Raw genomic sequence first — 22,819 nt, forward strand, 5'->3', positions numbered from 1 at the left:
GGCGAGAGACATCGTGAGCAACAAGGCCGCGGATCATGCCTTTCGCCTGCGGCTGATGCGCGAGAGGACTCGAGGCACGAGTAGCAGACCGAGCGTCACCAGGGCGCCGAGGAGCGAGACCACCGCACCCGTACGCAGCCCCGGGGCCTGGTAGCGGAGCGTGACCGTGTGGGTGCCGTCGGGGACGGGCACGGCGGCGAAGGCGTGGTTGCCAGGGACGATCGGGGCCTCCTGGCCGTCGACCGTGGCCGACCAGCCCGGGCGGGCGATCGAGTCGGCGACGACCAGGTAGCCGGCTCCGTCCGCGGTGACCTTCGTCTGGATCGTCTCGGGCTCGTCGCGGCGTATCTCGACCTGGGCGGTCGAGCCGGACGCCGCGGGCGTGGAGTCGTCGTCGAGGAGCACGGTGCCGGGGGCGATGCCCTGGGTCAGCCGCCGCACCCGCGTGGGGCCGTCGGGGACGACCTCGCTGGTGCCGGCCCAGCGGATCCGGGGCAGTGCGCTCCCGCGCTCGTAGACGACAGCGCCGGCCGAGGCGTGCACCACCCGGAGTCCGTCGCCATTCTCTGGCCGGACGGGTGCGCACATCACCGAGCCGTCGGTGCGGCCGGCCAGCTGGACGGGCTTCCGCTTCCCCTTGAAAGTGATCGTGATCGGCACCGGTCCGGTGGTGAAGCGGTGGTCGGGCAGCGCGACGCGCAGCTTCTCACCACGCTTGAGCGGCCGGTTCACCGCGATGGCTCGCTCGGAGGTGACCTTCTCGGCGCCGGCTCCGGCGCTCAACCGGACGACCGTCGGCGTCTGCGCCCGCGGCTTCAGGCCGTGAGGCACCGCGACCTCGATCCCGCGCAGGTCGCCCTTCGGCACCTGACAGGTGGCCTCCTGGCCGGGCATCACGGTCAGCAGCTGCCGCTGAGCGGCCGGCACCGGCGCCGGCTCGACGGCCCCGATGACCTCCATGGGCTGGGTCACCCAGTAGCGCACCGAGAGCTGATCGAGCACCGGCAGACGCCCCGGCGTGGGCACGCCGGTCGGGAAGTCGCTGTAGGTCGTCGACAGCTGGGCGTCCGGGCTGACCGCGGCGATCAGCGCCTTCCACTCCGGCGAGGTGAACTCGTGGCCCGTCGGCGTACGCAGCCGGTAGTGGTCGGCGACCGCGGAGTGCTCCCAGCCCGAGGCGCCGTAGCGGTCGTCGCCCAGGTGCTCCTTCAGGAACGCGTGGGCGGGGGTGACCGGGTAGAAGTCGTCGCGGTCGGACAGCGGCAGCACCTCACGCGCGAACATCGTGCTCTGCGCCAGCACCGCCAGCACGAGCACCAGCGGACCCAGCAGCCGCAGCCGCCCGCGCAGCAGCAGCGTCGCCGCCACGGCGAGCACCGAGACGACTCCCAGCAGCGCCGGCACCCGCAGCTTCCCGGTCACGTCCGGGATCGGCCGCGGCGCGTCCTCGATGAAGGCGTACGCCGCATAGAGGAAGTACGCAGCCACCCCCGCGGCCGCCAGCAGCACGACCAGCGACACCATCAGGCGCGGACGCCAGGACCGAGCCTCTCCGTCAGGAGACCGCGTCTCCTCGGCCCGCTGGACCAGCCGCTCCAGCCCGATCCCGGCCAGGACCGCGCACAGGAACCCGAAGATCGAGTTCGCCCGCCCGAAGCTGTTGGAGCTGTAGCCGGGCAGCTTCTGGAGCAGCTCGAGCGGCAGCCCGCCGACCCACAGCAGCCAGACGATGGCGGCAAGGACGACGGCGAGCAGCGTCGGCGTCGACGGACGGCGGCCGCCGGGCAGCCGGACGACCAGCGCACAGAGCACGAGGATCAGCGCCGCGACACCGATGAACGCGATCGACTCGATCGGGTTGTCCTCGCCCGCCCAGAGCCCGTCGACACACGTGCCGTAGATGTCGGGGGCGACGGTGGTCAGCACGAGACTGGCGGGCTTGACCTGGTTGGGGACCCGCCCGTCGAGCCCGAGAGCGCTCATGTTGAGCGCGAAGGGGAGCAGCTGGACCGCGGAGAGCGCGACCCCGAGCCCGACCCCGCCGACGGCGATCCCGCCCGCGACCAGCGTGCGCCGACGGTCCCGGAGCGCGAGCGCCCGGACGACCACGTAGATCGCCCCCAGGGTCAGCGCGAACATCGTCACCGCGGGGAACCCACCGAGCAGCATCGAGGCGACGACCAGGCCGACGGCGGCGAGGTCGCGTGCGCCGCGCTCGTGGACGGCCCGGTCCAGCGCCCAGAGCAGCAGCGGGACCAGGCAGGCGACCTTGGTGTGCGGCCAGTTGGTCCACATCATCATGAACCCGGAGGTGAAGAAGACCAGCCCGGCGACCAGCGCGATGCTGCGGCGTACGCCGAGGCGGCCGAGGAAGAGCACCATCCCGGCCAGCACCAGGACCAGCTCGGTCAGCTTCACCCAGGCCGGGGCCAGCCACATCGGCATCACCCAGTAGGGCCACGAGACCGGGCTCAGCACCGCGTGGTTCGGCAGCGAGGCCAGCGGCGCACCGCCCACCTCGTAGGGCGCCCATGTCTGCCAGTTGCCGTGGCGTACGCCCTCGACGATGTTCTCGACGCCGGGCAGGTAGTAGTCCCAGGTGTCGCCGCGGCACCACAGCGTCCCCTGCGGGATCGGGCCGTCGGCGGCGTACGGCATCAACGCGTGCAGCCAGCCGGTGTCCAGCAGCATCCCGTGACCCACGAGCGCGGGACCGAAGGTCACCGCGACGAAGAGGACGAGCAGCGCCAGCACGGCGCCCGAGCGCCACCGATCGGATGCAGTCACAACAGGGGAGGGCACAAGCCGAAAATCTATGAGTCGCCGGTGCCCGGAGCGCGCACCGGGGGCGGTACGTCGCGAGAGAAGTCGGAGATTCGGCGTGCGAATGCACGCGTGGAGTGGTTTGCTTCGGAACACGTCAAGATGCTTGGCAGCCCGCCTCGTCCTGTTCAGGAGATCGCTCGTGTCGAAGACCAGCCGGCTCTGGGCCGTGGGTCTGGTCGCGAACGTCGTGGCCTGCGCGGCCGTGTGTGCGGCGTACGCACTTTCGCAACCGCTCTATGGCACGGCCGACGAGTCCGCACATGCCGACCACGCCTATCGACTCTGGCACGGCGAACTCATGCGGATCGGTGATCCGATGCAGATGCCGCAGCTGTGGGGGTTTCACCCGCCCTTCGACTGGACCGGGCAGCACCCGCCGCTCTACTACCTCTTCCAGGCCCCGGTCATCGGGCCGCTGACCGACGCCGATCACCTGCTGATCGCCGGGCTGGCCGGTCGGGCGGTGACGGTGGGCGTGACGTGCCTGCTCGTCATGGCCGTCATGTGGGTGGCGTACGTCATCGCGCCCACCCGGCCGGCGGTCGCGGTCGCGGCGGGTGCGGTGACCGCGGTGACCCCGGGCGTCGCCTCGCTGGGCGGCATGATCCTCAACGACACCATGTTCGCGCTCTGGGTCACGCTCATGGTCGGGGTGACCGTCCGGATGCTGAGGCGCGGTATCGGCACGGCCTCGGCCGCCGCCTTCGCGATCTGCGCCGCGGCAGCCCTCGCGACCCGCCTACCTGGAGCGGTCGTCATCGCCGTGTGCATGGCCGTGCTCGGGGTGCGGTGGCTGCTCGAGGACCGTCGCTGGGCGACGCTGGCGCGGCTGGGTGGCGCAGCGCTGTTCCCCGTCGTGGTCAACGCCTGGTTCTACCTCCGGAACCTCCGCGCCACCGGCAACCTCTCCGGAGCCCAGACCGAGCTCGTCGGCCAGCCCGGCCCGTTGCAGAACCGCGCCGTTCGGCCGGTGTACGAGGCCGCCTTAGACCCGGAGGTCTGGCGCCAGCTGCTCACCCCGCTCGCTCTCGAGGCACATCCGTTCCTCGGCGTGCTGCTGACGACCGTGCCGGTCGTCGCCGGTGTCGTGGTGATCCTGCGGCGGATTCAACTGCGGGCGTCGGCAGAGATGTGGGTGGGGCTGCTTGCGATCGCCCTTGTGGTGGCCATCGTGGGGCTCCAGTTGACCTATGTCGCGCAAGGGGGTGGTGCGTCCTGGCGCTATCTGGTGCCGTTGACGGTCGTGTCGGCGCTCCTGAGCGGGATCGGGCTGACCGCTGTGCCCAGGCTTTCCGGGGTCGTCGTGGGGCTGTGGCTCGTGGCCACGTACGCGCTCATGATCGGCTACGTCGTGCCGCCCAACGCCGGTGCCGGCGATGTGATGGCGCCGACCTTCCCCTCGGCGGCGGCCGCGGCCGTGGTCCTCGCCGGGGTCGCTCTGGCCGGAGCTCTGGTGTCGGTCGCCGGGCTCGCCGGACCCGACTCACCCACGCTTGGTCGCGACCGCCACCAAGCCGGTGCCGAGGCGAGGACATAGTCGCTGCAGCGCCATGAACGGCGCCGTCGCCGCGGCGATCGCCTGACCGCTGAGCCGGTGACTCGGTTGGAAGGTTCTTCCGGTCGATCTGGTGAGCTCCTCCGGTGTGAGGTATGCCACCTTCGTGAGCTTCTTGGCGTCGATCCGGTTTCGTACCGCCTCCAGGGCGTAGCCGAGCGGCCATCCGTAGACCGTGATCTCGATTTCGCTCATCCCCGCCTCGGCCAGCCGTGCGGTGAGCTCCTCAGGGCTGTAGCGCCGGAAGTGGCCGGCATGCCTGTCCATCGGCCCGAAGCGCTCCTGGAAGGCCGGCACGGAGAGCACCAGGTGCCCGCCCGACCGCAGGTGGGTGACCCACTCGGCCAGCGCGCCCTTGTCGTCCTCGATGTGCTCGAGCACCTCGAAGGCACAGACCAGGTCGTACGTCCCCGGGTCGAGGTCGGAGGACAACGCGTTCAGCACCCTGCCGCCGGCTGCGGTGATGCGCTCGTGAGCCACTACGAAGGAGTCGAAGTCGGGCTCGACCCCGAGATAGTCGGCGCACCGGGCCAGACGAGCCCCGAACGCGCCCTGGCCGCAGCCGATCTCTAGCGCGGTCGTGGGAGCCAGGCGGTCCAGGATTCGGCGGACGACGTCGTATCGAAGCCATGCGCGCGGAGCGAGCGGCGGCATCGGGGTGGTGGCTTTGGGGGTGAGAGGCATGGGTTCCCTTTGTTGTCGCCGGCGCGAGATCATGCCGCGGTGATCCGGTCCATCAAGGGCGCTACGACAGCGCCCGGGAGGTAGCGCCCTCCGGCGTGCGCGTGGGCTGCGCGCCGGAGCTGGTGGGTCACGTCGGGGTCTCCAGCGAGCTTTCTCAGCGCCGCCGCCAACTCGATGGCGCTGCCCGGCGCGGCGAGCAGGGCCGCACCGTCCAGCGCGCGTCGTTGCGGCTCTGTCTCCGAGGTGACTATCACGCATCCGGCGGCAGCACCCTGGAACGCCTTGGTGGGCACGACGTTCAGCGCCTGCGGCACGGTGCCGAAGATTCCGAGGCTGACGTCGAACCCGGCCACGAATGTGGGCAGCTCTTCGGGGGCGACCCAGTCGACCCAGGTCACGTGGGGGTTTCGGGCCGCGAGGAGCCGGGTGACGGAGTACTCCTGGCCTCGACCGACCATCGTCACCTGGATCCTCGCGTCGTCGCTGAGCATGTCGAGCGCCTCGCCGATCACCGGGGTGCCGTGAGCCGGTGAGAACAGACCGACAAAGACGACCCGGAGGACATCATCGGTCGGCTCGCGTAGGGCATCCGCGCCCGCCTCGAGCCAGGCACGGGTCGCCCCCACAGGACACACCACGGAGCGCGTTCGAACGTGTTCGGGCAGTGCTTTCTGATGCTCGTCGGTATCGACGATGACGATGTCTGCGCGGCTGAGTGCGGCGGTGTCTATCGCCTTCAGCAATCGGTGCTTGAGCCCGCCCGCCGACGCCAGGTGCCGGTTGGCGCCAACCCCAGCGGCCGAGACCATATGGTCGAGGAGAATCGTGGCACGGGGATAGAGAATCCGTGCGAGATGAATGTCGAAGTGGCCCATATAGCCGACGAGAACGGCATCCGGTGCTCCCGACCGCTGAGCCTGGATCGAGCCCATGACCAAAGCGATCCAGCAGGCGAGCAGGCGAAGCGCGAACAGCGGCAACCGCCATGGATGTCGCAGGATCGCCACCCGGTCGGCGGTGTCGAGTCCGAGTGGACGGTTCACCTCGGTTACCTCTGCCTCGGCGCGCAGGCCCTCGATCAGGACCGCTACCCGAGGATGAGATCCTTTGTCGTACGTCCCGAAAGCAAAGATTCGCATTATCGAAACGTTACCAACATACGCGTCTAAATGGAGGAGGTTGCAGGCAACAAGCCGTGTTTATTGCGTTTCGATTGTTTCAATGCGGCATCGTATTTCAATGCGCTTATCAGGCATCTGGCGGGCGCAAATTACCTCGTCAGGTATTCGTCACGTCTAATCGCCGGAATTGCGATGACCATCGTCGCCAACAGCAGATCCGAGAGACTGGTCAGCACCCTCGCGGTGACCGTGACGAGCAGGGCCGGCGCCAGGCCGATGGTCGGCGCCATCGTCAGGACCAGCACCCCGTCCCGTACGCCGAGACCGGCCGGCACCGGAAGCGCGAGCACCCCAACGCACACCGCGAGCGAGATCGCGCCGACGGACATGATCAGCACAACGGCCCGCCCGCCACCCAGCGCACCGACCATGACGGCGATGTGCGAACCCAGGAAGAGGTACGAGACCGAGGCCCAGGCGCCGCTACGCACGGTGTAGCGCACCGGCAGCCGGCTGGTGATCGGGGCCCGCCGAAGGAATCGCAGGAGAACGTTGAGGGCCCGGGGCATCGTCGCCGGGTGGAGCATGGCGAGAAGCACCGGTAGGGCGAGCAGGGCCCACCAATAGTGGGTGAAGGCGCCCGGCGCGGCGAACGGCAGCGTCACGCAGGCGATGATCAGGCCGACCGTGCAGCCGACGACGAGGGTGAAGAGATTGGCGGCCACCATCGTCGCGCGCGACGCACCGCGCGCTCGGCCTGCTTCCATCTGCATCACCACCGGCCAGATGGAGCCGGGGAGGTACTTGCCGAGCTGGCTGAGGAAGAACACCCGAGCACCTTGGGCGAGGGGCAACGTGACGCCGAGCCCGCGAAGCACCTCGCGCCACTCGAGGTAGGTGAATGCTGTCCCGATCGTGGCGAGCGCACAGCTCATGATGATGGGCCACGGTCCGAGCTCGACCAGGGACTCGCCCAGCTGGCCGCGCTGTGTCCAGATCGTCCAGACGGCCACGAGGAACACGACGACCAGGAAGATGACCCCGACCACGGTGCGGGTCTGGGTGCGCGTGGGTGCCATGGGATCTCCTGGTCGCAGGCGGGTCAGCCGGCTCGGTGGGTGCCACGACGGTGTGACGTGGCGGCCGACCGTCGAAGGACGCGTGCCCGAGACTCACCGTTCCGTCGGCGGTCGGCGCCGCTGGTTGCGGCATGTTCGGGGTCGTGCACGGAATGGCGGCCGGCTGCCGGCTCGTGCGACAGCCCGATCAGCGCCGCCGTCTGCAACCCCAGGCCGGCGACCGCGACCGCGAGCAGCATCCCGGTGAGCAGGTGCGGGACGGGTACGTCGCTCATGCTCATTCCGCCGGCGATCGTGTCGAACCAGGAGAGTCTCTCCAGCTCGTTGTTCCATCGCAGCGTGGACACGAGCAGGGTCAGATAGCCGAGGGCTCCGGTGAAGGTGATGAGGGTGACGGCGCACGGCCCAGCGCGTCGCCCGAACGTGTAGGCGAGGCCGGCCGCGGCGATGGCCCATACGCTGACGGCGTTGAGCAGATAGCGCGCATTGGGCCAACCCTTGTGGGTGACGTGCAACGCCATCTCCAGGCAGATGGCGACCGCGACCAGGGCCAGTGCCACCAGGCACCATGTGCCGATGGTGTCGGTGGCCGGCGGGTGACCCTCCACCCGGCGCAACAGCCTGACCAGGATTCCGACGACCATCACGGCGACGACGGCGATGACGAGCACGGTATTGAAGAGCGGAAGGGGCTCTCGGACGCTCGACGCGTTCACGCCTGCGTACTGCTGCATCTGCTCCCACCACGAGTCGGGCTCGAGCAGGTAGAGGACCGGTCCATGTGCGGCGGCGGGGTCGAGGGTGCGGTCGGCCGCGACGGGGAGGTCCTTGCCACCAGCTCCACCGGTGATGTCTCCGTAGCGGCTGAGGTTGAGCGCATAGAACCATCCTGCACCGGCGACGGGCGCCGCTACGACGACGGCCATGTGGGCCAGCGCTCTGCGCCATGGCGACGTACGCAGCGGAGCGAGGTTCAGCCCCGGCCACAGGGTGAGGGTGAAGACCGCGCCGACCGCGAGCAGCCACACCGGTGCGAACGAGATCCTGGTGAGCATTCCCAGCGTGCACAGCAGCGCCACCAGCCCGACAGTGCGCCAGCGCAGGCCGCTGCGTGCGGCGTGGACTATGGCCAGCAGCGTTCCGGTGACCAGGGCGACCGCCAAGGGGTCGTTCAACATGCGCCCGGACGTCGTCAGCAATGCCGGGAACCCGGCGGCCACGGCGCTGGCTGCCAGGACGACCGCGGCGCGGTATCGGGTCGTGCCAGAGGTGACCAGCCATGCGATCCTGCCGACCAGGAGCACCGTCAGTGCGCTGATCGCCAAGTTGAGGAGCCGGGTCAGAAGCAACAACGGGTAGTCCGCGCCGGACTCCATGGCAAGCCGTTGGATCGGCCCGCTCAGCACGTAGTAGAGGGGCGGATGGAACGACTGGATCTGGAGCACCTCGGCCGGGTTGATCTCGGGAAACTGGCTCGCCGAGGTCTCGCCGACGAGTGGTATCCGTCCCTGGGTCAGCGAGATCCCGTAGTGGACGTGCCCGGCCTCGTCGGGGGCGAAGATCGGTTGCGCCAGGACCCCCAGCAGAACCAGTGCGACGTACGTTGCGAGCACGCCGTAGAGGCCGAGTCGCATCATCCGGTGATCCTGTGTGCCAGGCCGAGCCGAGTCTTCGTGCACGCACACCCCATGAGTCGCATCCGAGTTGCTACTGTTTGGCACCTTAACCTTGAGGGGGCGCTGTCACCACCGTCCTTTTGGTCGTGTCTGCATCGGGCCATTAAGATCATTCCGATCTGTCGTGCCCTCATCCGAAGGTGAAACGTTGACCAGCCTGGACCCGAGAGCGCCGCTCGTGCTCGATACCCGCGAGCTCGGCCGCCGCCCGGGGTCCGAGCGTCACGTGGAGCTGACGGTGCCGGCGCCGGCAGATCTTGGTATCGAAGTCCTCTCTGTCCCCGAGGGATCGCCGGTCGAGCTCGACCTGCGGCTCGAGGCGGTCATGGAGGGTGTGCTGGTCACGGGGACGGCTTTCGCCGGCCTCGAGGGCGAGTGCGTGCGGTGCCTGGCGCCGATCGACGACGAGGTCGAGGTCGACATCCAGGAGCTGTACGTCTACAACGACTCTCGTGACGGCCAGGCCCCTGACGAGGACGACGAGACCAGCCGGACCGAGGGCGATCTGATCGACCTCGAGCCGGTGCTCAGGGATGCGGTGGTGCTCGCGCTGCCGTTCCAGCCGATGTGCCAGGACGACTGTCCGGGACTGTGCCCCGATTGCGGGGCGCGGCTCGCGGACGATCCCGGGCACGACCACGGCGACAAGGTCGACCCGCGCTGGGCGGGGCTGGCTTCGTTGAAAGACGACTCCAGCAACTAAGATCACCCAGCACAACAGGCTTCAGTAGCCGGTCGAGATCCGGCCGGTCGAATTATGAGGAGATAACAGTGGCTGTTCCGAAGCGGAAGATGTCGCGCAGCAACACCCGCCACCGCCGCTCGGCCTGGAAGGCCGTTGCGCCGACCCTGGTGACGTGCGCGAACCCCGCCTGCGGCGCCAAGCACATCCCGCACCGTGCGTGCGGCGAGTGCGGCCAGTACGGCGCTCGCGCCGAGCGTCGCCAGGTCCTCTGATCTGACACGCGGTTAGTCTCCTGACCAACTACGCCGAGCTACGCAAAGCGCTCGGGGATCCGATCCTGGACCCCGAGCTGCTTGAGCGTTCGCTGACTCACCGGTCCTACGCCTACGAGAACGGTGGCCTGCCCACCAACGAGCGCCTGGAGTTCCTGGGCGACTCGGTGCTCGGCGTCGTGGTCACCGAGACCCTCTATCGCACCCACCCCGACCTGCCCGAGGGCAAGTTGGCCAAGCTGCGGGCGGCGGTTGTGAACGCCCGCGCCCTGGCCGAGGTCGGACAGGCCATCGGCCTCGGCCAGCACATCAAGCTGGGCCGCGGCGAGGAGGCCACCGGTGGGCGCGAGAAGGCGTCGATCGTCTCCGACACCGTCGAAGCGGTGATCGGAGCGGTCCACCTCTCCGGGGGCATCGAGGTCTCCACGGTCCTCGTCCACCGGCTCTTCGACCCGCTCATCGAGGCGGCCTCCGATCTGGGTGCCGGGCTCGACTGGAAGACCTCCCTGCAGGAGCTCGCCGCCGAGCGGGCCCTGGGTGTGCCCGAATACGTCATCACCGACGAGGGCCCCGACCACATGAAGACCTTCACCGCGAAGGTCCGCGTCGGCGACCAGCTCTACGGCAACGGCGTCGGCCGCTCCAAGAAAGAGGCCGAGCAGGCCGCCGCGGAGACGGCCTACGGCGAGATCCAGGCCTCCGCCTCTTCGTCCGCCTAGATGCCCGAGCTCCCCGAGGTCGAGGTCGTACGCGCCGGCCTCGAGCGCCACGTTCTCGGCGCGAGGATCGTCGGCGTCGACGTCCTGCACCCCCGCCCCGTTCGCCGCCACCTGGCCGGCGCCTCGGCCTTCGCCGACGAGCTGCAGGGCCGGGTGCTCACCGGCGCCCGCCGCCGCGGCAAGTACCTGTGGCTGCCGCTCGACTCCGGCGATGCCCTGATGGCCCATCTGGGCATGAGCGGCCAGATGCTCGTCCAGCCTCCTTCGTCGCCGGACGAGAGGCACCTGCGCGTCCGCATCCGCCTCGAGGGCGCTGCCGAGGGCCGCGAGCTCCGCTTCGTCGACCAGCGCATGTTCGGCGGCCTCTCGATCAGTCCCGGGGGAGCCGAGCTCCCGCCCGAGATCGCCCACATCGCTCCCGACCCGCTCGAGGCCGCCTACGACGCCGAGGCGGTCGTGAGACGGGTCCGGAGATCAGCCAGCGGCATCAAGCGCATCCTGCTCAACCAGACCGTGATCAGCGGCGTCGGCAACATCTACGCCGACGAGGCGCTGTGGCGCGCGAAGCTGCACGGCGAACGGCCGGGGGAGCGGTTGACCGCCCCGAAGGTGCGCGAGCTGCTCGGCCACGTACGTGACGTGATGACCGAGGCGCTCGCCCAGGGCGGCACCTCCTTCGACGCGCTCTACGTCAACGTGAACGGCGAGTCCGGCTACTTCGACCGGTCGCTGGCGGCGTACGGACGTGAGGGTGAGCCGTGCGACCGATGCGGTGCCCCGATGCGCCGCGTCGCCTTCATGAACCGCTCCTCCTACTTCTGTCCGAAGTGCCAGCCCGCCCCTCGTGTACGGAGAATCACGGCCGGATAGTCCGTTCGGGCTATTGCCTACGGCCCCTTCGGGCTGCCCGAATGTTGCGGGCACATGTCAGTTCGCGTTTCCTCGTCGTTCGTTAAAGATTCAGGATTCGGGTGGGTTAAAGTTCGGGTCGTTCGTCCTGGGTGCAGCGATCTGCACCGGCCGGAAGGCAGACGACACACCGCTGCGTTCGGGCCGGCGGTTCAAGCAGGGTGGCGACGTGGTCACCCGGATCTCGGGATGAAAACCAAGGCTCTCCTCCACCGGCCCAGGCGTGAACCACACGTCGAGCCACCGGGGTGGTCAAAGCTCGACAAGGACAACAGGTGGCTCCCCACAAGCTCGCCGTATCCGATCAAGCGCCCACAAAGCGCCCGCAGGATCTGGACTTACCGCAACCCCGTGCTGACGCCGGCCAGGCCGAGAAGACCCGCACCATCCCGGTCGCCATGGCCGCCGACCTCAACTACGCCAAGCCGATGTCGGTGACGATCACGTCGCTGCTGGAGAACTCGGGGACCGACACCAGGTATGACCTCAAGATCCTGGTCGCGGAGGCGTTTCCGACAGACGTACGCGACCAGTTCCGCTCCTTCGAGAGCCGCTATCCGGGCAACACGATCTCGTTCGTCGTGGTCGACGGCTTCACCGACGTCAAGGTCAGCACCTCGCACCTGACGGCCCCCGCGTACTTCCGGCTCAAGCTGCCGGACCTCTTCCCGGACGTCGACAGGATCATCTATCTCGACGTCGACACCGTCATCGAGAGCGATCTGTCGCCGCTCTACACGCAGGACGTGGATGACGTCTTCGTCGCCGCGGTGCCCGCAGCCGCCTACCACCTCCGCTCGGCGGAGGCTGCGCGGGCGATGGGCCTCCCGTCCTTCGACCGCTACGTCAACTCCGGCGTCATGCTGATGAACCTGAAGCGGATGCGTGAGCACGGTCTGGTCGAGGAGTTCCTCGAGCTCTCCTCCAAGGAGTTCGACTCCGACGACCAGGACATCATCAACATCGTGTGCTACGACGGCATCCGCCATCTTCCGCTCCGCTTCAATCTGATGACGAAGTACGGCCCGAAGAACGTCGAGGAGTTCTGGAGCAGGCCGGCCGTCCAGCGGGTCTGGTCCCGGGACGAGTATGACGAGGCGATGAGCTCGCCGGTCGTCATCCATTTCGCCGACAAGCGCAAGCCGTGGATGGACGTCTCGGCCGACTTCGCGGATCGGTGGTGGCAGTACGCCGCGATGAGCCCGATGTGTGGCGAGATCGTGGCTGTCTACCTCGCCGACGCGGTCGCGGCGGCAGCCGGCGTCACCTCTGCGGTCCGCAAGCGGCTCAGGAGCCGGGTGGTCAGCCTCGAGCAGGAGCTCCAGGGCCGTGACCAGGAGCTCGCCGCCACCCGCAGGTCGGTCTCGTTCAGGATCGGCTCCTTGATGACCTCCGGACCTCGCGTCATCCGCGACTCGCTCAAGCGGGATGTCCGCCCGTCACCACCACGGACCCGCGTCATCGAGAAGTAGCCCGCACCGCCGCGAGCCAGCTCGATCACCACCAGAACAACCGCGGGACGACCCCGCACTTTCGTCACCCCAGTAACACAAGGAGGAACCATGCCTGCCGGTATGGGCGAGCAGCCGACCAACAAGCTCGGGCTGCGCCATCGGATGGTGCGCGTCGCAGAGGTGGACGGTGAGCACAAGCTGGTGCTGTTCGGTCGACCGACCAGCGGCGGTCCGGTCGTGTCCCGCTACACCCGCCTCCTGGACCGGCAGTCGGGTCTGAACGCGAGGATCGAGCGCCTCCGTGCCCGCCTCGGAGAGACCGCGGGCGAAGAGCTGGAGACCGGGCGGCCCTACTACCTCAAGCCCGACAGCACCGAGCGGCTCAGCGTCGAGGAGATGACCGAGAAGCTGGCTGCGTACGACGTGGTCTCGTTCGACGTCTTCGACACGGCGCTGTATCGAGCCGTGGAGTTTCCGAAGGATGTCTTCCGGATCATGGGGTCGAGGCTCGGCATCGACAGGTACCCGAGCATCCGCAGGCAGGCCGAGGATCACGCGCGCCGGGAGAACGACAACCACAAGGGCTCCCGCGAGGTCACTCTGCGTGACATCTACTCGGTGATGGTGGAGCGGTACGGTGCGGATCCGGCATGGGAGGAGCTCGAGCAGAACCTCGAGATCGAGCTGGCCGAGGCGAACCCCTACATCAAGGAGGTCTTCGACCGGCTCCTCGCCAAGGGCAAGACCATCGTGTTCACCTCGGACATGTACCTCTCCCGGGACGTCATCGAGGAGATGCTCGTCAGCAACGGGTACGCGGGCTACGAGAAGATCTACCTGTCGAACGAGTACCTTCGCCGCAAGGGCGATGGGACGTTGCAGCAGGTTCTCCTGGAGTACTACGGCAGCGAGACGTCGATCGTGCACGTCGGCGACAACCTCGAGGCGGATGTCGAGCAGTCCGAGCGGGTTGGTCTCCCGGCGGTGTACAACCAGGACCAGCGTCGGCTGGTTCGCGAGCCCTACATGGAGACTCTGGCCGGCAGCTTCTACGGGGCGGTCCTGAACAACACCATCGGTTCCGGCACGTGGACCGAAGCCCTGCACTACACGCACGGCTACCGCGTCGGCGGCGTCCTGGCCGCGGGTTTCTGCGAGTTCCTCGAGACGGTCGTTCGGGAGAAGGCGATCGACCGGATCCTGTTCTGCGGGCGGGACTGCGACGTGATCTCGCGTGTCTACGAGCGCTTCTACGGCAGCGCCGACAGCGCCTATATCGACGTCTCGCGCTATGCGGCTTCCGGGATCACCCTCGATCTGAACTTCGACGACTTCGTCGGGCGTTCCTTCTTCCGCTGGTTCAAGGAGTCCAACAACACCAAGACCATCGAGCAGCTGCTGATCGACACCGGGTTCGACTACCTGCTGCCCTACCTGGACGAAGCGGACATCGAACGGTTCCTGTTCCCGGCGAGCGCCACCAGGCGGCGTTTGGAGCGGTTCTTCTGGGACCACAAGCACGTCATCGAGGAGCACAACCGCACCAGCGTCGACGCGGCGAAGGCGTACTTCACCGAGGCCGTCGGCGATGCCCGGCGGGTTCTGATCGTCGACATCGGCTGGAGCGGCACCTGCATCACCACCCTCCGCCACTTCTTCCGCACGGCGTTGGCCGACCGCGAGATCGAGGTCTCCGGTGCGCTCATGTGCACGAGCCGCACCGAACAGGTCACCGACATGGTGTCCGACGGCTTCATCAGCGCGTACGCATACTCGCCGATGGCAAACCTGGACCTGGCGAGGTTCATGATGCCCGGCGGACCGAAGGCGGCACGCAGGACGGATCTGCTGCATCACCCGCTCGAGTATCTGTTCACCCAGGTTGCCTCCAGCGTCGTCGGCTATGGGTTCGAGGACGGCCGGCCCGTCGCGCTCCGGGGGAACAACGCTCCGCGCAACGTCGAGCAGATCACCGAGATGCAGCGCGGGATCATCGACTTCGTCGAGGCGTACCAGGCGCGGACGAGGCGCTACCAGGACATCCGTCCGATCTCCCCGTACGTCGCGTTCAACCCGCTCAAGGCCGCGATCGAGAACGAGTCGTACTCCCACGAGGTCTACAAGGACTTCCTCTACGACGCGACACCGGCTCTGTTCGGTGAGGAGACGCACACCGAACGCTTCGGCGACCTGTTCGACCTGAGCGGGCCGATCCAGGCACTCGAGCCGGCGGCCGCGGCGAACGACGCCGCTCCGGTCTCGCGGCCGCGACGCATCGTGTTCGTCTCGCCCGAGATGACTTACACCGGCACGCCCAGAAGCCTTCACCGGATGTGCAAGGTGGCGATGTCGCTGGGGTACGAGCCGGTGGTCTGGACCGCGAAGCCCGGTCCTTTCTCGAAGGAGTTCGCAGCACTCGGCATCGCCGTGAAGCTGGTGCGTGCCGGCCAGCTGGGCCCGAAGCGGGTCAACAAGCTCATCGAGAGCGGTGTCGAGCTCGTCGTCTGCAACACCGTGGCGACGGACGACTACGTACGCGCCCTGGAGGGTCGGATCCCGCTCGTCTGGTACGTGCGTGAGGCGACCAACCTGCCGGACTTCTTCGCCGCAGCCCAAGAGCGCCAGGAGACGCTTCGCCAGAGCCGCAGCATCTGCGTGGTCAGCGAGTACGCCGCAGCGGCGGTTGCCGAGCACGCCGACGGTCCCGTTGAGGTCGTGCGCAACAGTGTCGTGGACGTGTCCGAGTACGCACAGCCGTACGAGATCGCGGCCGGCGGCAGGTTCAGGTTCGTCCAGCTCGGCACCATCGAGCACCGCAAGGGATACGACGTCTTCATCGCTGCCTTCAAGGCGATGCCGGAGGAGTATCGGGCTCGCGCAGAGCTGCACTTCGCGGGCGGGTTCATCAACAGCGGCACGTCGGTCACCTCCTACGCGTTCGGTCAGATCGCGGGCGAGGAGAACATCCACTACCACGGCGTGATCTCCGACGAGCGCAAGAAGATCGAGCTGCTCTCGCAGATGGACACCGTGGTCGTCGCCTCCCGCGATGAGTCGTGCTCCCTGGTCGCTCTCGAGGGAGCGATGCTGTCCAAGCCCCTGATCGTGACGGAGAACGTCGGCGCCAAGTACATGGTCAGCGACGCCAACGGGCTGGTGGTCGACACCGGTGACGTGATGTCGCTGCGCGACGCGTTCATGGCCATGATGGACAAGGACGCCGCGACGCTCGAGAAGATGGGCATCGCGTCCCGCAGGGCGTATGACGAACAGGCCAGCATGGATGCGTACGCCAAGGACCTCGGGGCCCTGTTCGAGCGTCGGATCGCCGCCGGCGCCGGCCGAAGGATCCAGCCGGCCAGGTCGACGACCGAGCGCGCACGCGGGCGAGCTTCGTCAGGCACGCGGGAGGTGGTGGTGTCGCTCACCTCGATTCCTCACCGCATGCTCAGCATCGGTCAGTGCATCGACTCCCTCATGGAGCAGACGAGGCGGCCAGACAAGGTGCTGCTGTGGCTCTCCACCGAGAACTTCCCCAACCGAGAGGCCGATGTGCCGGCCGAGGTTCTCGAACGTCAGGACGCCCGCTTCCAGATCCGCTGGGTGGACGGCGACCTCGCTCCGCACAAGAAGTACTTCTACGCCGTGCAGGAGCATCCCGAGGCACTCGTCGTCACCGTCGACGACGACGTCGTCTACGACGACAACCTCGTCGAGACGCTGTACGAGGGCCACCTGGCGAATCCGCACGCCATCATTTGTCAGCGGGCGAACCTGGCCCTGTTCCGCCCCGACGGCACCCTTCGTTCCTACGACGGGTGGGTCTATGACTGCAACTATCTGCGTGGCAAGGCGAGCTATCAGCTGCTCCCCACCGGGATCGGTGGCGTGCTCTACCCGCCGCACTCGCTGCCCGCGGCCACCTTCGACGTCGACGCGATCTCCCAGACCTCGCTGTACGCCGACGACCTGTGGCTCAAGGCCATGGCGACCGCCAACGGCTACCCGGTCTGGATGCCGCGCGAGCGCGCGGGCTACGAGCAGATCCAGGAGGCACAAGCTGTCGCGCTGTGGCGCCGCAACGCGTTCCAGGGCAACAACGACCTCGTGCTGGACAAGGTGCTCGACCACGTCGAGAACGGCGTCGGGGTCTCCCGGGATGCCCTGCTGCAGCGAATCCGTGGTGTGGCCGAAGACGGTCACGTGATCGGCCCGGACGACATCGACACAGCGTCGCTTCTCTGACGCCATGACGGTGCACATGGGCGAGGGGTTTTCATGACGACCGCGACGAGTACGCGGTCTGACGACGTGCGTACGGCGAGTGCACCGGCGCGGGAAGGTGCGTTCCGGCCAGACATCCAAGCGCTGCGCGCAATCGCAGTCCTGTCTGTGTTCGCCTACCACCTCGCTCCGGGACGACTGAGTGGTGGGTACATCGGTGTTGACGTCTTCTTCGTCATCTCGGGGTTCCTCATCGGAAGTCACCTGCTCCGTGAGCTGGAGACGACCGGACGCATTCGCTTGGGCGCGTTCTGGGCCCGGCGCGCGAAACGGCTTCTGCCGGCTTCGCTCCTGGTCCTCCTTGTGAGTGCCGTCGCGACGTTCATCTGGGTGCCGCGAAGTCTCTGGTCGCAGTTCCTGACCGAGGTTGCCGCCTCGAGCCTGTACGTCGAGAACTGGCGGCTCGCCTGGGCGAGCGTGGACTACCTCGCCGCCGACAACAAGCCCTCCGCGGTCCAGCACTTCTGGAGCCTCTCCGTCGAAGAGCAGTTCTACCTGTTCACGCCGCTCCTGCTGCTCTTCGTGATGCTGCTTTCCCGGGCGGTCGGCCGCGGGTCGTACGTCACCACCCGGCGACTCGCCGGATCGCTGTTCGCGCTCACCGTCTGCGCCTCCTTCACCTACGGCATCTGGCTCACTGCGAACACCCCGGAGGCATACTTCTCCACCTTCACCCGGGCCTGGGAGTTCGCCGTCGGAGTTCTCATCGGGTTCTTGCCGATGATCACGTCGAGAACGGCACGCGCTCTGGGGGTGGCGCTCGGCCTCGCCCTGATCGCGGCGGCGGCGACGCTCTACACCAGCGCCACGCCGTTTCCCGGGGTCGCCGCCCTCGTTCCGGTGGGCGGCGCCGCACTCGCCATCTGGCTCGGCCGAGGAACGTTCCTCGCGCGAGTCGGGGCGTCGCGACCCGTGTCCATCGTCGGAGACACCTCGTATGCCATCTACCTCTGGCACTGGCCGCTCATCATCCTGGTGCCGTACGTCACCGGCGCGCCCCTGGACGTCGAAACGAAGCTGCTGATCCTCGGCGTGACGTTCCCGCTCGCGTGGCTCAGTACGACCCAGTGGGAGAACCGTGTGCGTTTCTCCGCGAGGCTTCTTGGCGGACGTTCTCCGGTTTCGGTCGGTCTGTGGAGTGCTGCGGCGATGGCGGTCATCCTGGCCGTCGCTGCTACCGGACTGGCAGCACAGATGATCAGCGCAGCGGAGTCGGAACGGAAGGCGAACGCCCTGCTGGCCCGGAACCTGCCATGTCTTGGCGCAGCCGAGCTCGCCGATCCGACCTGCGAGAACCCAGATCTGGAGGGCGTTCTCGTCCCGAACCCGGCCGACCTCGCGACGGACCAGGCAAACCGCGGCGAGTGCTGGTCGAGTTCGGCCGCCACGACCGGGGATGTCGTCATGTGCCAACTCGGTCCGAAGACGGGCTACAGCAGACGACTGCTTGCGGTCGGCGACTCCCACAACGATCAGCTGGTCGGGGCGTACGAGGACATCGCGCACGAGTTCGGGTGGCGGATCGATGTCGCTGGCCGAGTCGGTTGTTACTGGACGGAGTCGGACCTCCAGAAGAACAGCACCGCAGACCACCGGATGTGCCAGGAGTGGCGGCGTGGCATCACCGCGTACGTCGAGAATGCCGATGACCTGGACGCGATCCTCACCTCCAAGGCGCGATACTCCGCTCCGATCGTGGCCGGTGACGATGTGACGACCTCGATGGATGCGACCGCTGACGGGCTGGCCCGCGCGTGGGCGCACCGGCCGACCCCTCGAAAGGTGCCCGTGATCGCGATCGAGGACAACCCGGCGATGCCGGAAGGAACCATGGCCTGCGTGGAGGCGCAGCGGCTCGACGCAGCGTCAGCGTGTGCACAGCACCGCAGAAAGGTCCTTCCGCCGTCGGGACTGGCAGAGGCGGTGGCCATCGACCCGAACGCGGTGTTGCTGGACTTGACGGACCTCTACTGCGAACCGACGTTCTGCCGGCCGGTCGTCGGTCACGTCATCGTCTACCGTGATGACGGTGAACACCTGACCCTCACCTACACGCGAACCCTTGCGCCGTACCTGGGCCGCGCCATCGAGGATGCCTTGTGACCAACAAGGCATCGCGGACGCAGTTCCGTTCCATCCTTGCGCTGCGAAAGTGATCACGAATGACTGACAGCACGACATCCCCGCCCCGCATGACCACGATCGACGTGGACGGTCGTGGCTACGCGGTCTGCGTTCCGCACGCAGAGACCGACTACATCCAGTCGAACCTGGTGCGCACCGGCCGTCCCTACGAGGAGCGCATGCTCGAGGCGATGGCGGCTGCGCTCGAGCCGGGAGATCTCGTGGTCGACGTCGGGGCGAACATCGGCAACCACACCCTGTACCTGGCGGTGGTCGGCGAGCTCCGCGTCGTCGCGTACGAGCCCAACCCCGAGCTGGTCGCGGGAATCCGCGCCAGTGTCGAGGCCAACGGCCTCGGTGAGCGTGTCGTGGTCCGTGACGTCGGGGTCCACGCACGGTCCGCGCGTGGCGTACTGGCCGACCTGGACGCGACCAACCTGGGCGCCCAGTCGGTCGCGGTCGCCGAGATCGAGGGTGACTTCGCAGTGGTCGCGCTGGACGAGGAGACCTTCCCCGGCCGGGTCGCGGCGGTGAAGATCGACGTCGAGGGTGCCGAGCTCGAGGTGCTCCGCGGTGCACAGGAGCTCATCACCCGAGATCGGCCCCGGCTCTTCATCGAGTCGGGCACGCTCGCCGGGTTCCAGGACGTACGCGCGTTCCTGGACGACCTCGGCTACGTGCTCACCGGCACCTACAACCTCACCCCGACCCACTCCTACCGTCCTGCGGTGGGCTCACCGGAGGAGGCCGAGCTCGTCGCATCGCTGGTCGCGGCGACCGAGGAGGTCTACCGCTTGAACTCGCTGAAGGTCGATCTGCGGGCACGGCTCGCAGAGCGGGGCTCGGAAAGCAGATCGGCGTGACGGACTGGCGTCAGCGGACGGACGCCGGGGTGCGTCGGGCGAAAGGACTGCTGCGGGGCAGGCCGACGCTCAGCGTGGTCGTGCCGGTCTACAACGTCGCGGAGTACGTCGAGACGAGCCTGCGCAGCATCCTGGACCAGCCACGGCGCGAGATCTCGAGGCTCGAGGTGATCGTCGTCGACGACGGCTCGACGGACGGGTCGGCACAGATCCTGCGGCGGGTCGCCGAGGAGGACCCGTGCATCACCGTCATCACGCAGCCGAACTCGGGGGTGTCGAGAGCACGTCACACCGGGATCGACGCGGCGACCGGCGACCTGCTGACCTTCGTCGACCCTGACGACACCCTGCCCGGCGACGCGTGGTCGGCGATGGTCCGGTCGCTGCGGCGTACGGGCTCGGACTTCGCGGTCGGAGCGGCGGAGCGGGTCGCGGTCGAAGGTGGCGCGGAGCGGAGGTTCATGACGCCGCTGATGCGTCGCAACCACGCGGAGGAGCGGCTGCGGTGCCGGATCGAGGACGCGCCCTTGATGCTGGCCGACATCTTCGTGTGGAACAAGATCTTCCGGCGCTCGTTCTGGACGGAGAACGCGATCGCCTTCCCTGAGCGCACCCGCTACCAGGACCAGGTCGCGCTCACGCAGGTGTTCCTCGCCGCCGATTTCTTCGACGTCATGACGGAGGTCGTCTACGACTGGCAGGTGCGCGCCGACCGGTCCTCGGCGACGCAGAAGCGGGCGCAGCTGGCCAATCTCGTCGAGCGGATCGACACCAAGCGTCAGACCATCGAGCTGGTGCGTGCGGCCGGGTCGGCGCACCTGATGCAGACGCTCCTGGTCGAGGTCCTGCCGATCGACATGTGGGAGCACTTCCGTGCTGCGGTCCACCCCGACACCGAGGATCCGCTCCGCTACTGGGAGCTGTTGCGCGGCGCGGTCCTGGAGTTCTGGTACGACGCGGGCGTGCCGTTCGAGGACACGACGGTGCCGGCCGTCCAGCGGCTGATGGCGTGGCTGGTCGCCCAGGACCGGGCCGAGGACCTCGCCGCGCTGATCGCGATGATCGACAGGTACGGCGCCGGCAAGGCCGTTCTGCGGCATCCGTGGCGCGAGGATCCGGCGCTGCCTCCTGATCTGCGCGACATCGACCGCGACATCGACCGCAACATCGACCGCAACATCGGCAAAGTCGGTCGGGGTGCCCTGCTGACGCGGCAACCAATGCGTGGATAGGCTCGGCCCCGTGCGAGAACGTTTCCGGTTGACCCCAGGCGGCCGTTACCCCCACGAGCCTTGGTTCCACATCGGGTCCCTGGGGGTGACCACGACATGGCTCGTGGTCTTCGCGAGCATCGTCGGCCTGGTGCTCTTCGCCATCCTCGGTGGTGCGGGCGTGATCGGGCTGGCCCTGGTCCAGCCCAACGTCGCCGAGCTCAAGCTGTGGACGCTGTTGACCTGGCCGTTCGCCTATCCGCAGTTCGGCATCTTCGACGTACTCGCGATCTTCTTCTTCTGGTACTTCGGCTCGGACCTCGAGCGCAACGAGCTCGGCCGGGTCCGGTTCGCCTGGCTGCTGGTGGCCTTCACCGCGGTGCTCTCGGTCCTGGCCGTCTTCTTCGGCGCGGTGCTCGACCCCTCCTACGCCCTCTTCGGCCTGGGCATGCTCGAGATGATGGTGGTGCTGCTGTGGATCGCGCAGTGGCCCGACCGGATGTTCATGTTCAACATCCCGGCCTGGCTCTTCGGTGTGATCCTGGTCGGCATCCAGCTGATCCAGTACCTCGGCTACCGCAGCTGGGTGATGCTGCTCGTCTTCGTCATCGGACTGGCTGTCAACGCGTTCGTCGCGCGCCAGTTCGGGCTGCTCGACCGGTTCGCCTGGATCCCGCAGGTGGCCGGCTCCGGACAGCCGAAGGCGGCCAAGCCGGCCAAGGCCAAGAAGCGCAAGTCCGGCCCGACCGTGGTCACTGGCCCCTGGGAGTCCTCCACGGTCTCCAAGGACGAGCAGCGGATGGACGAGCTCCTCGAGAAGATCCACGCCGAGGGCGCCGACTCGCTGACCAGCAAGGAGAAGAAGGAGCTCATGCAGCTGCGTGAGCGCCGCCGCCGCAGCTGAGGCGACGTCGAGCCGAAGTTGAGTGCGATACGCTCAAGTTTTGGCCGAAATGCGGCGGAATCCGCGGCATCGCATGGTCGGAGGTCCCGGCTTTGGACGCGTGACGTTGACGCTCGCCGATTACGGTGTCACTCTTGTAGACGGCCCGGTATCGCGGGAACTTCTAGTGATTCCAACGAAGGAAACGTATTCATGGCGAAGGCGCTGATCGGTTACATGAGCAGCGACCTGCGGACTCCCGCCCACCTCACGGCCGAGAATGCTCGGCTTCGTGCGCGTGTGCGTGAGCTCGAGGATCTCGTTCTGTCGCTGAAGACGGAGAACGACGCACTGGTCGCGGCCCACACCGCGGACCTCGACACCTCGATGCAGGAGATGCAGCCCGCCTGACCTGCGGGCAACTCTGCAACACCACGAGCGAGAGCTATTTCAAGCCTGGCCTCGTTCAGGGGG

At 67.8% G+C, this 22,819-nt stretch carries 17 protein-coding genes; 12 read left to right on the plus strand and 5 right to left on the minus strand.

All coding sequences use genetic code 11. The features are described 5' to 3' along the window. Positions 1–33 precede the first annotated feature (33 nt). Positions 34–2,787, minus strand: a complete 2,754-nt coding sequence (locus ACIA03_RS22870; protein WP_396986796.1) for a YfhO family protein — start codon at positions 2,785–2,787, stop codon at positions 34–36. 178 nt (positions 2,788–2,965) lie between these two features. Here ACIA03_RS22870 and ACIA03_RS22875 point away from each other — a divergent pair, with 178 nt between their 5' ends. Further along, on the plus strand, positions 2,966–4,363 hold the full coding sequence (locus ACIA03_RS22875; protein WP_396986798.1) for a hypothetical protein: 1,398 nt from the start codon (positions 2,966–2,968) through the stop codon (positions 4,361–4,363). Here the strand turns inward: ACIA03_RS22875 and ACIA03_RS22880 are convergent. The 4 genes from ACIA03_RS22880 to ACIA03_RS22895 form a co-directional block, all read right to left on the minus strand. Next, positions 4,310–5,065 carry a class I SAM-dependent methyltransferase gene (locus ACIA03_RS22880; protein ID WP_396986800.1) on the minus strand — a complete coding sequence of 252 codons (756 nt, stop codon included), beginning with the start codon at positions 5,063–5,065 and terminating at the stop codon, positions 4,310–4,312. The genes ACIA03_RS22875 and ACIA03_RS22880 overlap by 54 nt on opposite strands. Positions 5,066–5,094: 29 nt before the next feature. Further along, positions 5,095–6,072, minus strand: coding sequence for a glycosyltransferase (locus tag ACIA03_RS22885; RefSeq protein WP_396986802.1), 978 nt, complete (start codon positions 6,070–6,072; stop codon positions 5,095–5,097). A 263-nt stretch (positions 6,073–6,335) separates the two neighbouring features. Continuing rightward, a complete protein-coding gene (locus tag ACIA03_RS22890) occupies positions 6,336–7,265 on the minus strand; it encodes a lysylphosphatidylglycerol synthase domain-containing protein (RefSeq protein ID WP_396986804.1) in 930 nt (309 codons plus the stop codon). A 23-nt stretch (positions 7,266–7,288) separates the two neighbouring features. Then, a complete protein-coding gene (locus tag ACIA03_RS22895) occupies positions 7,289–8,902 on the minus strand; it encodes a hypothetical protein (protein WP_396986806.1) in 1,614 nt (537 codons plus the stop codon). A gap of 187 nt (positions 8,903–9,089) precedes the next feature. Here ACIA03_RS22895 and ACIA03_RS22900 point away from each other — a divergent pair, with 187 nt between their 5' ends. The 11 genes from ACIA03_RS22900 (at position 9,090) to ACIA03_RS22950 (ending at position 22,756) form a co-directional block, all read left to right on the plus strand. After that, positions 9,090–9,644 (plus strand): YceD family protein, encoded by a 555-nt coding sequence (locus tag ACIA03_RS22900; RefSeq protein WP_396986808.1) that lies wholly within the window; start codon positions 9,090–9,092, stop codon positions 9,642–9,644. 68 nt (positions 9,645–9,712) lie between these two features. After that, positions 9,713–9,898: a 50S ribosomal protein L32 gene (gene rpmF / locus ACIA03_RS22905; RefSeq protein ID WP_008358292.1), complete on the plus strand. Its 186-nt coding sequence runs from the start codon at positions 9,713–9,715 to the stop codon at positions 9,896–9,898. Between the two features lie 20 nt (positions 9,899–9,918). After that, the gene (gene rnc / locus ACIA03_RS22910; protein WP_045548395.1) at positions 9,919–10,617 is read left to right on the plus strand and encodes a ribonuclease III; all 699 of its coding nucleotides are present in this window, start codon (positions 9,919–9,921) and stop codon (positions 10,615–10,617) included. Then, positions 10,618–11,487, plus strand: a complete 870-nt coding sequence (mutM, locus tag ACIA03_RS22915) for a bifunctional DNA-formamidopyrimidine glycosylase/DNA-(apurinic or apyrimidinic site) lyase (protein ID WP_396986810.1) — start codon at positions 10,618–10,620, stop codon at positions 11,485–11,487. 437 nt (positions 11,488–11,924) lie between these two features. Then, entirely contained in the window at positions 11,925–12,998 is a 1,074-nt protein-coding gene (locus tag ACIA03_RS22920) for a glycosyltransferase family 8 protein (RefSeq protein ID WP_396986812.1), read from the plus strand. 90 nt (positions 12,999–13,088) lie between these two features. Next, complete coding sequence (locus ACIA03_RS22925) at positions 13,089–17,225, plus strand: glycosyltransferase (protein WP_396986814.1); 4,137 nt, start codon at positions 13,089–13,091, stop codon at positions 17,223–17,225. A gap of 33 nt (positions 17,226–17,258) precedes the next feature. After that, positions 17,259–19,367, plus strand: a complete 2,109-nt coding sequence (locus ACIA03_RS22930; protein WP_396986816.1) for an acyltransferase family protein — start codon at positions 17,259–17,261, stop codon at positions 19,365–19,367. Positions 19,368–19,456: 89 nt separating this feature from the next. After that, a complete protein-coding gene (locus ACIA03_RS22935; RefSeq protein ID WP_396986818.1) occupies positions 19,457–20,251 on the plus strand; it encodes an FkbM family methyltransferase in 795 nt (264 codons plus the stop codon). After that, positions 20,248–21,483 carry a glycosyltransferase family 2 protein gene (locus ACIA03_RS22940; protein ID WP_396986820.1) on the plus strand — a complete coding sequence of 412 codons (1,236 nt, stop codon included), beginning with the start codon at positions 20,248–20,250 and terminating at the stop codon, positions 21,481–21,483. Before ACIA03_RS22935 ends, ACIA03_RS22940 begins: the two co-directional genes overlap by 4 nt. Positions 21,484–21,568: 85 nt before the next feature. Next, positions 21,569–22,366, plus strand: a complete 798-nt coding sequence (locus ACIA03_RS22945; protein ID WP_396986822.1) for a DUF6576 domain-containing protein — start codon at positions 21,569–21,571, stop codon at positions 22,364–22,366. Between the two features lie 192 nt (positions 22,367–22,558). Beyond that, complete coding sequence (locus tag ACIA03_RS22950; protein ID WP_045548398.1) at positions 22,559–22,756, plus strand: hypothetical protein; 198 nt, start codon at positions 22,559–22,561, stop codon at positions 22,754–22,756. The last annotated feature ends 63 nt before the right edge of the window (positions 22,757–22,819 follow it).

Source organism: Nocardioides sp. NPDC051685 (assembly GCF_044453405.1).
Lineage (GTDB): Bacteria > Actinomycetota > Actinomycetes > Propionibacteriales > Nocardioidaceae > Nocardioides.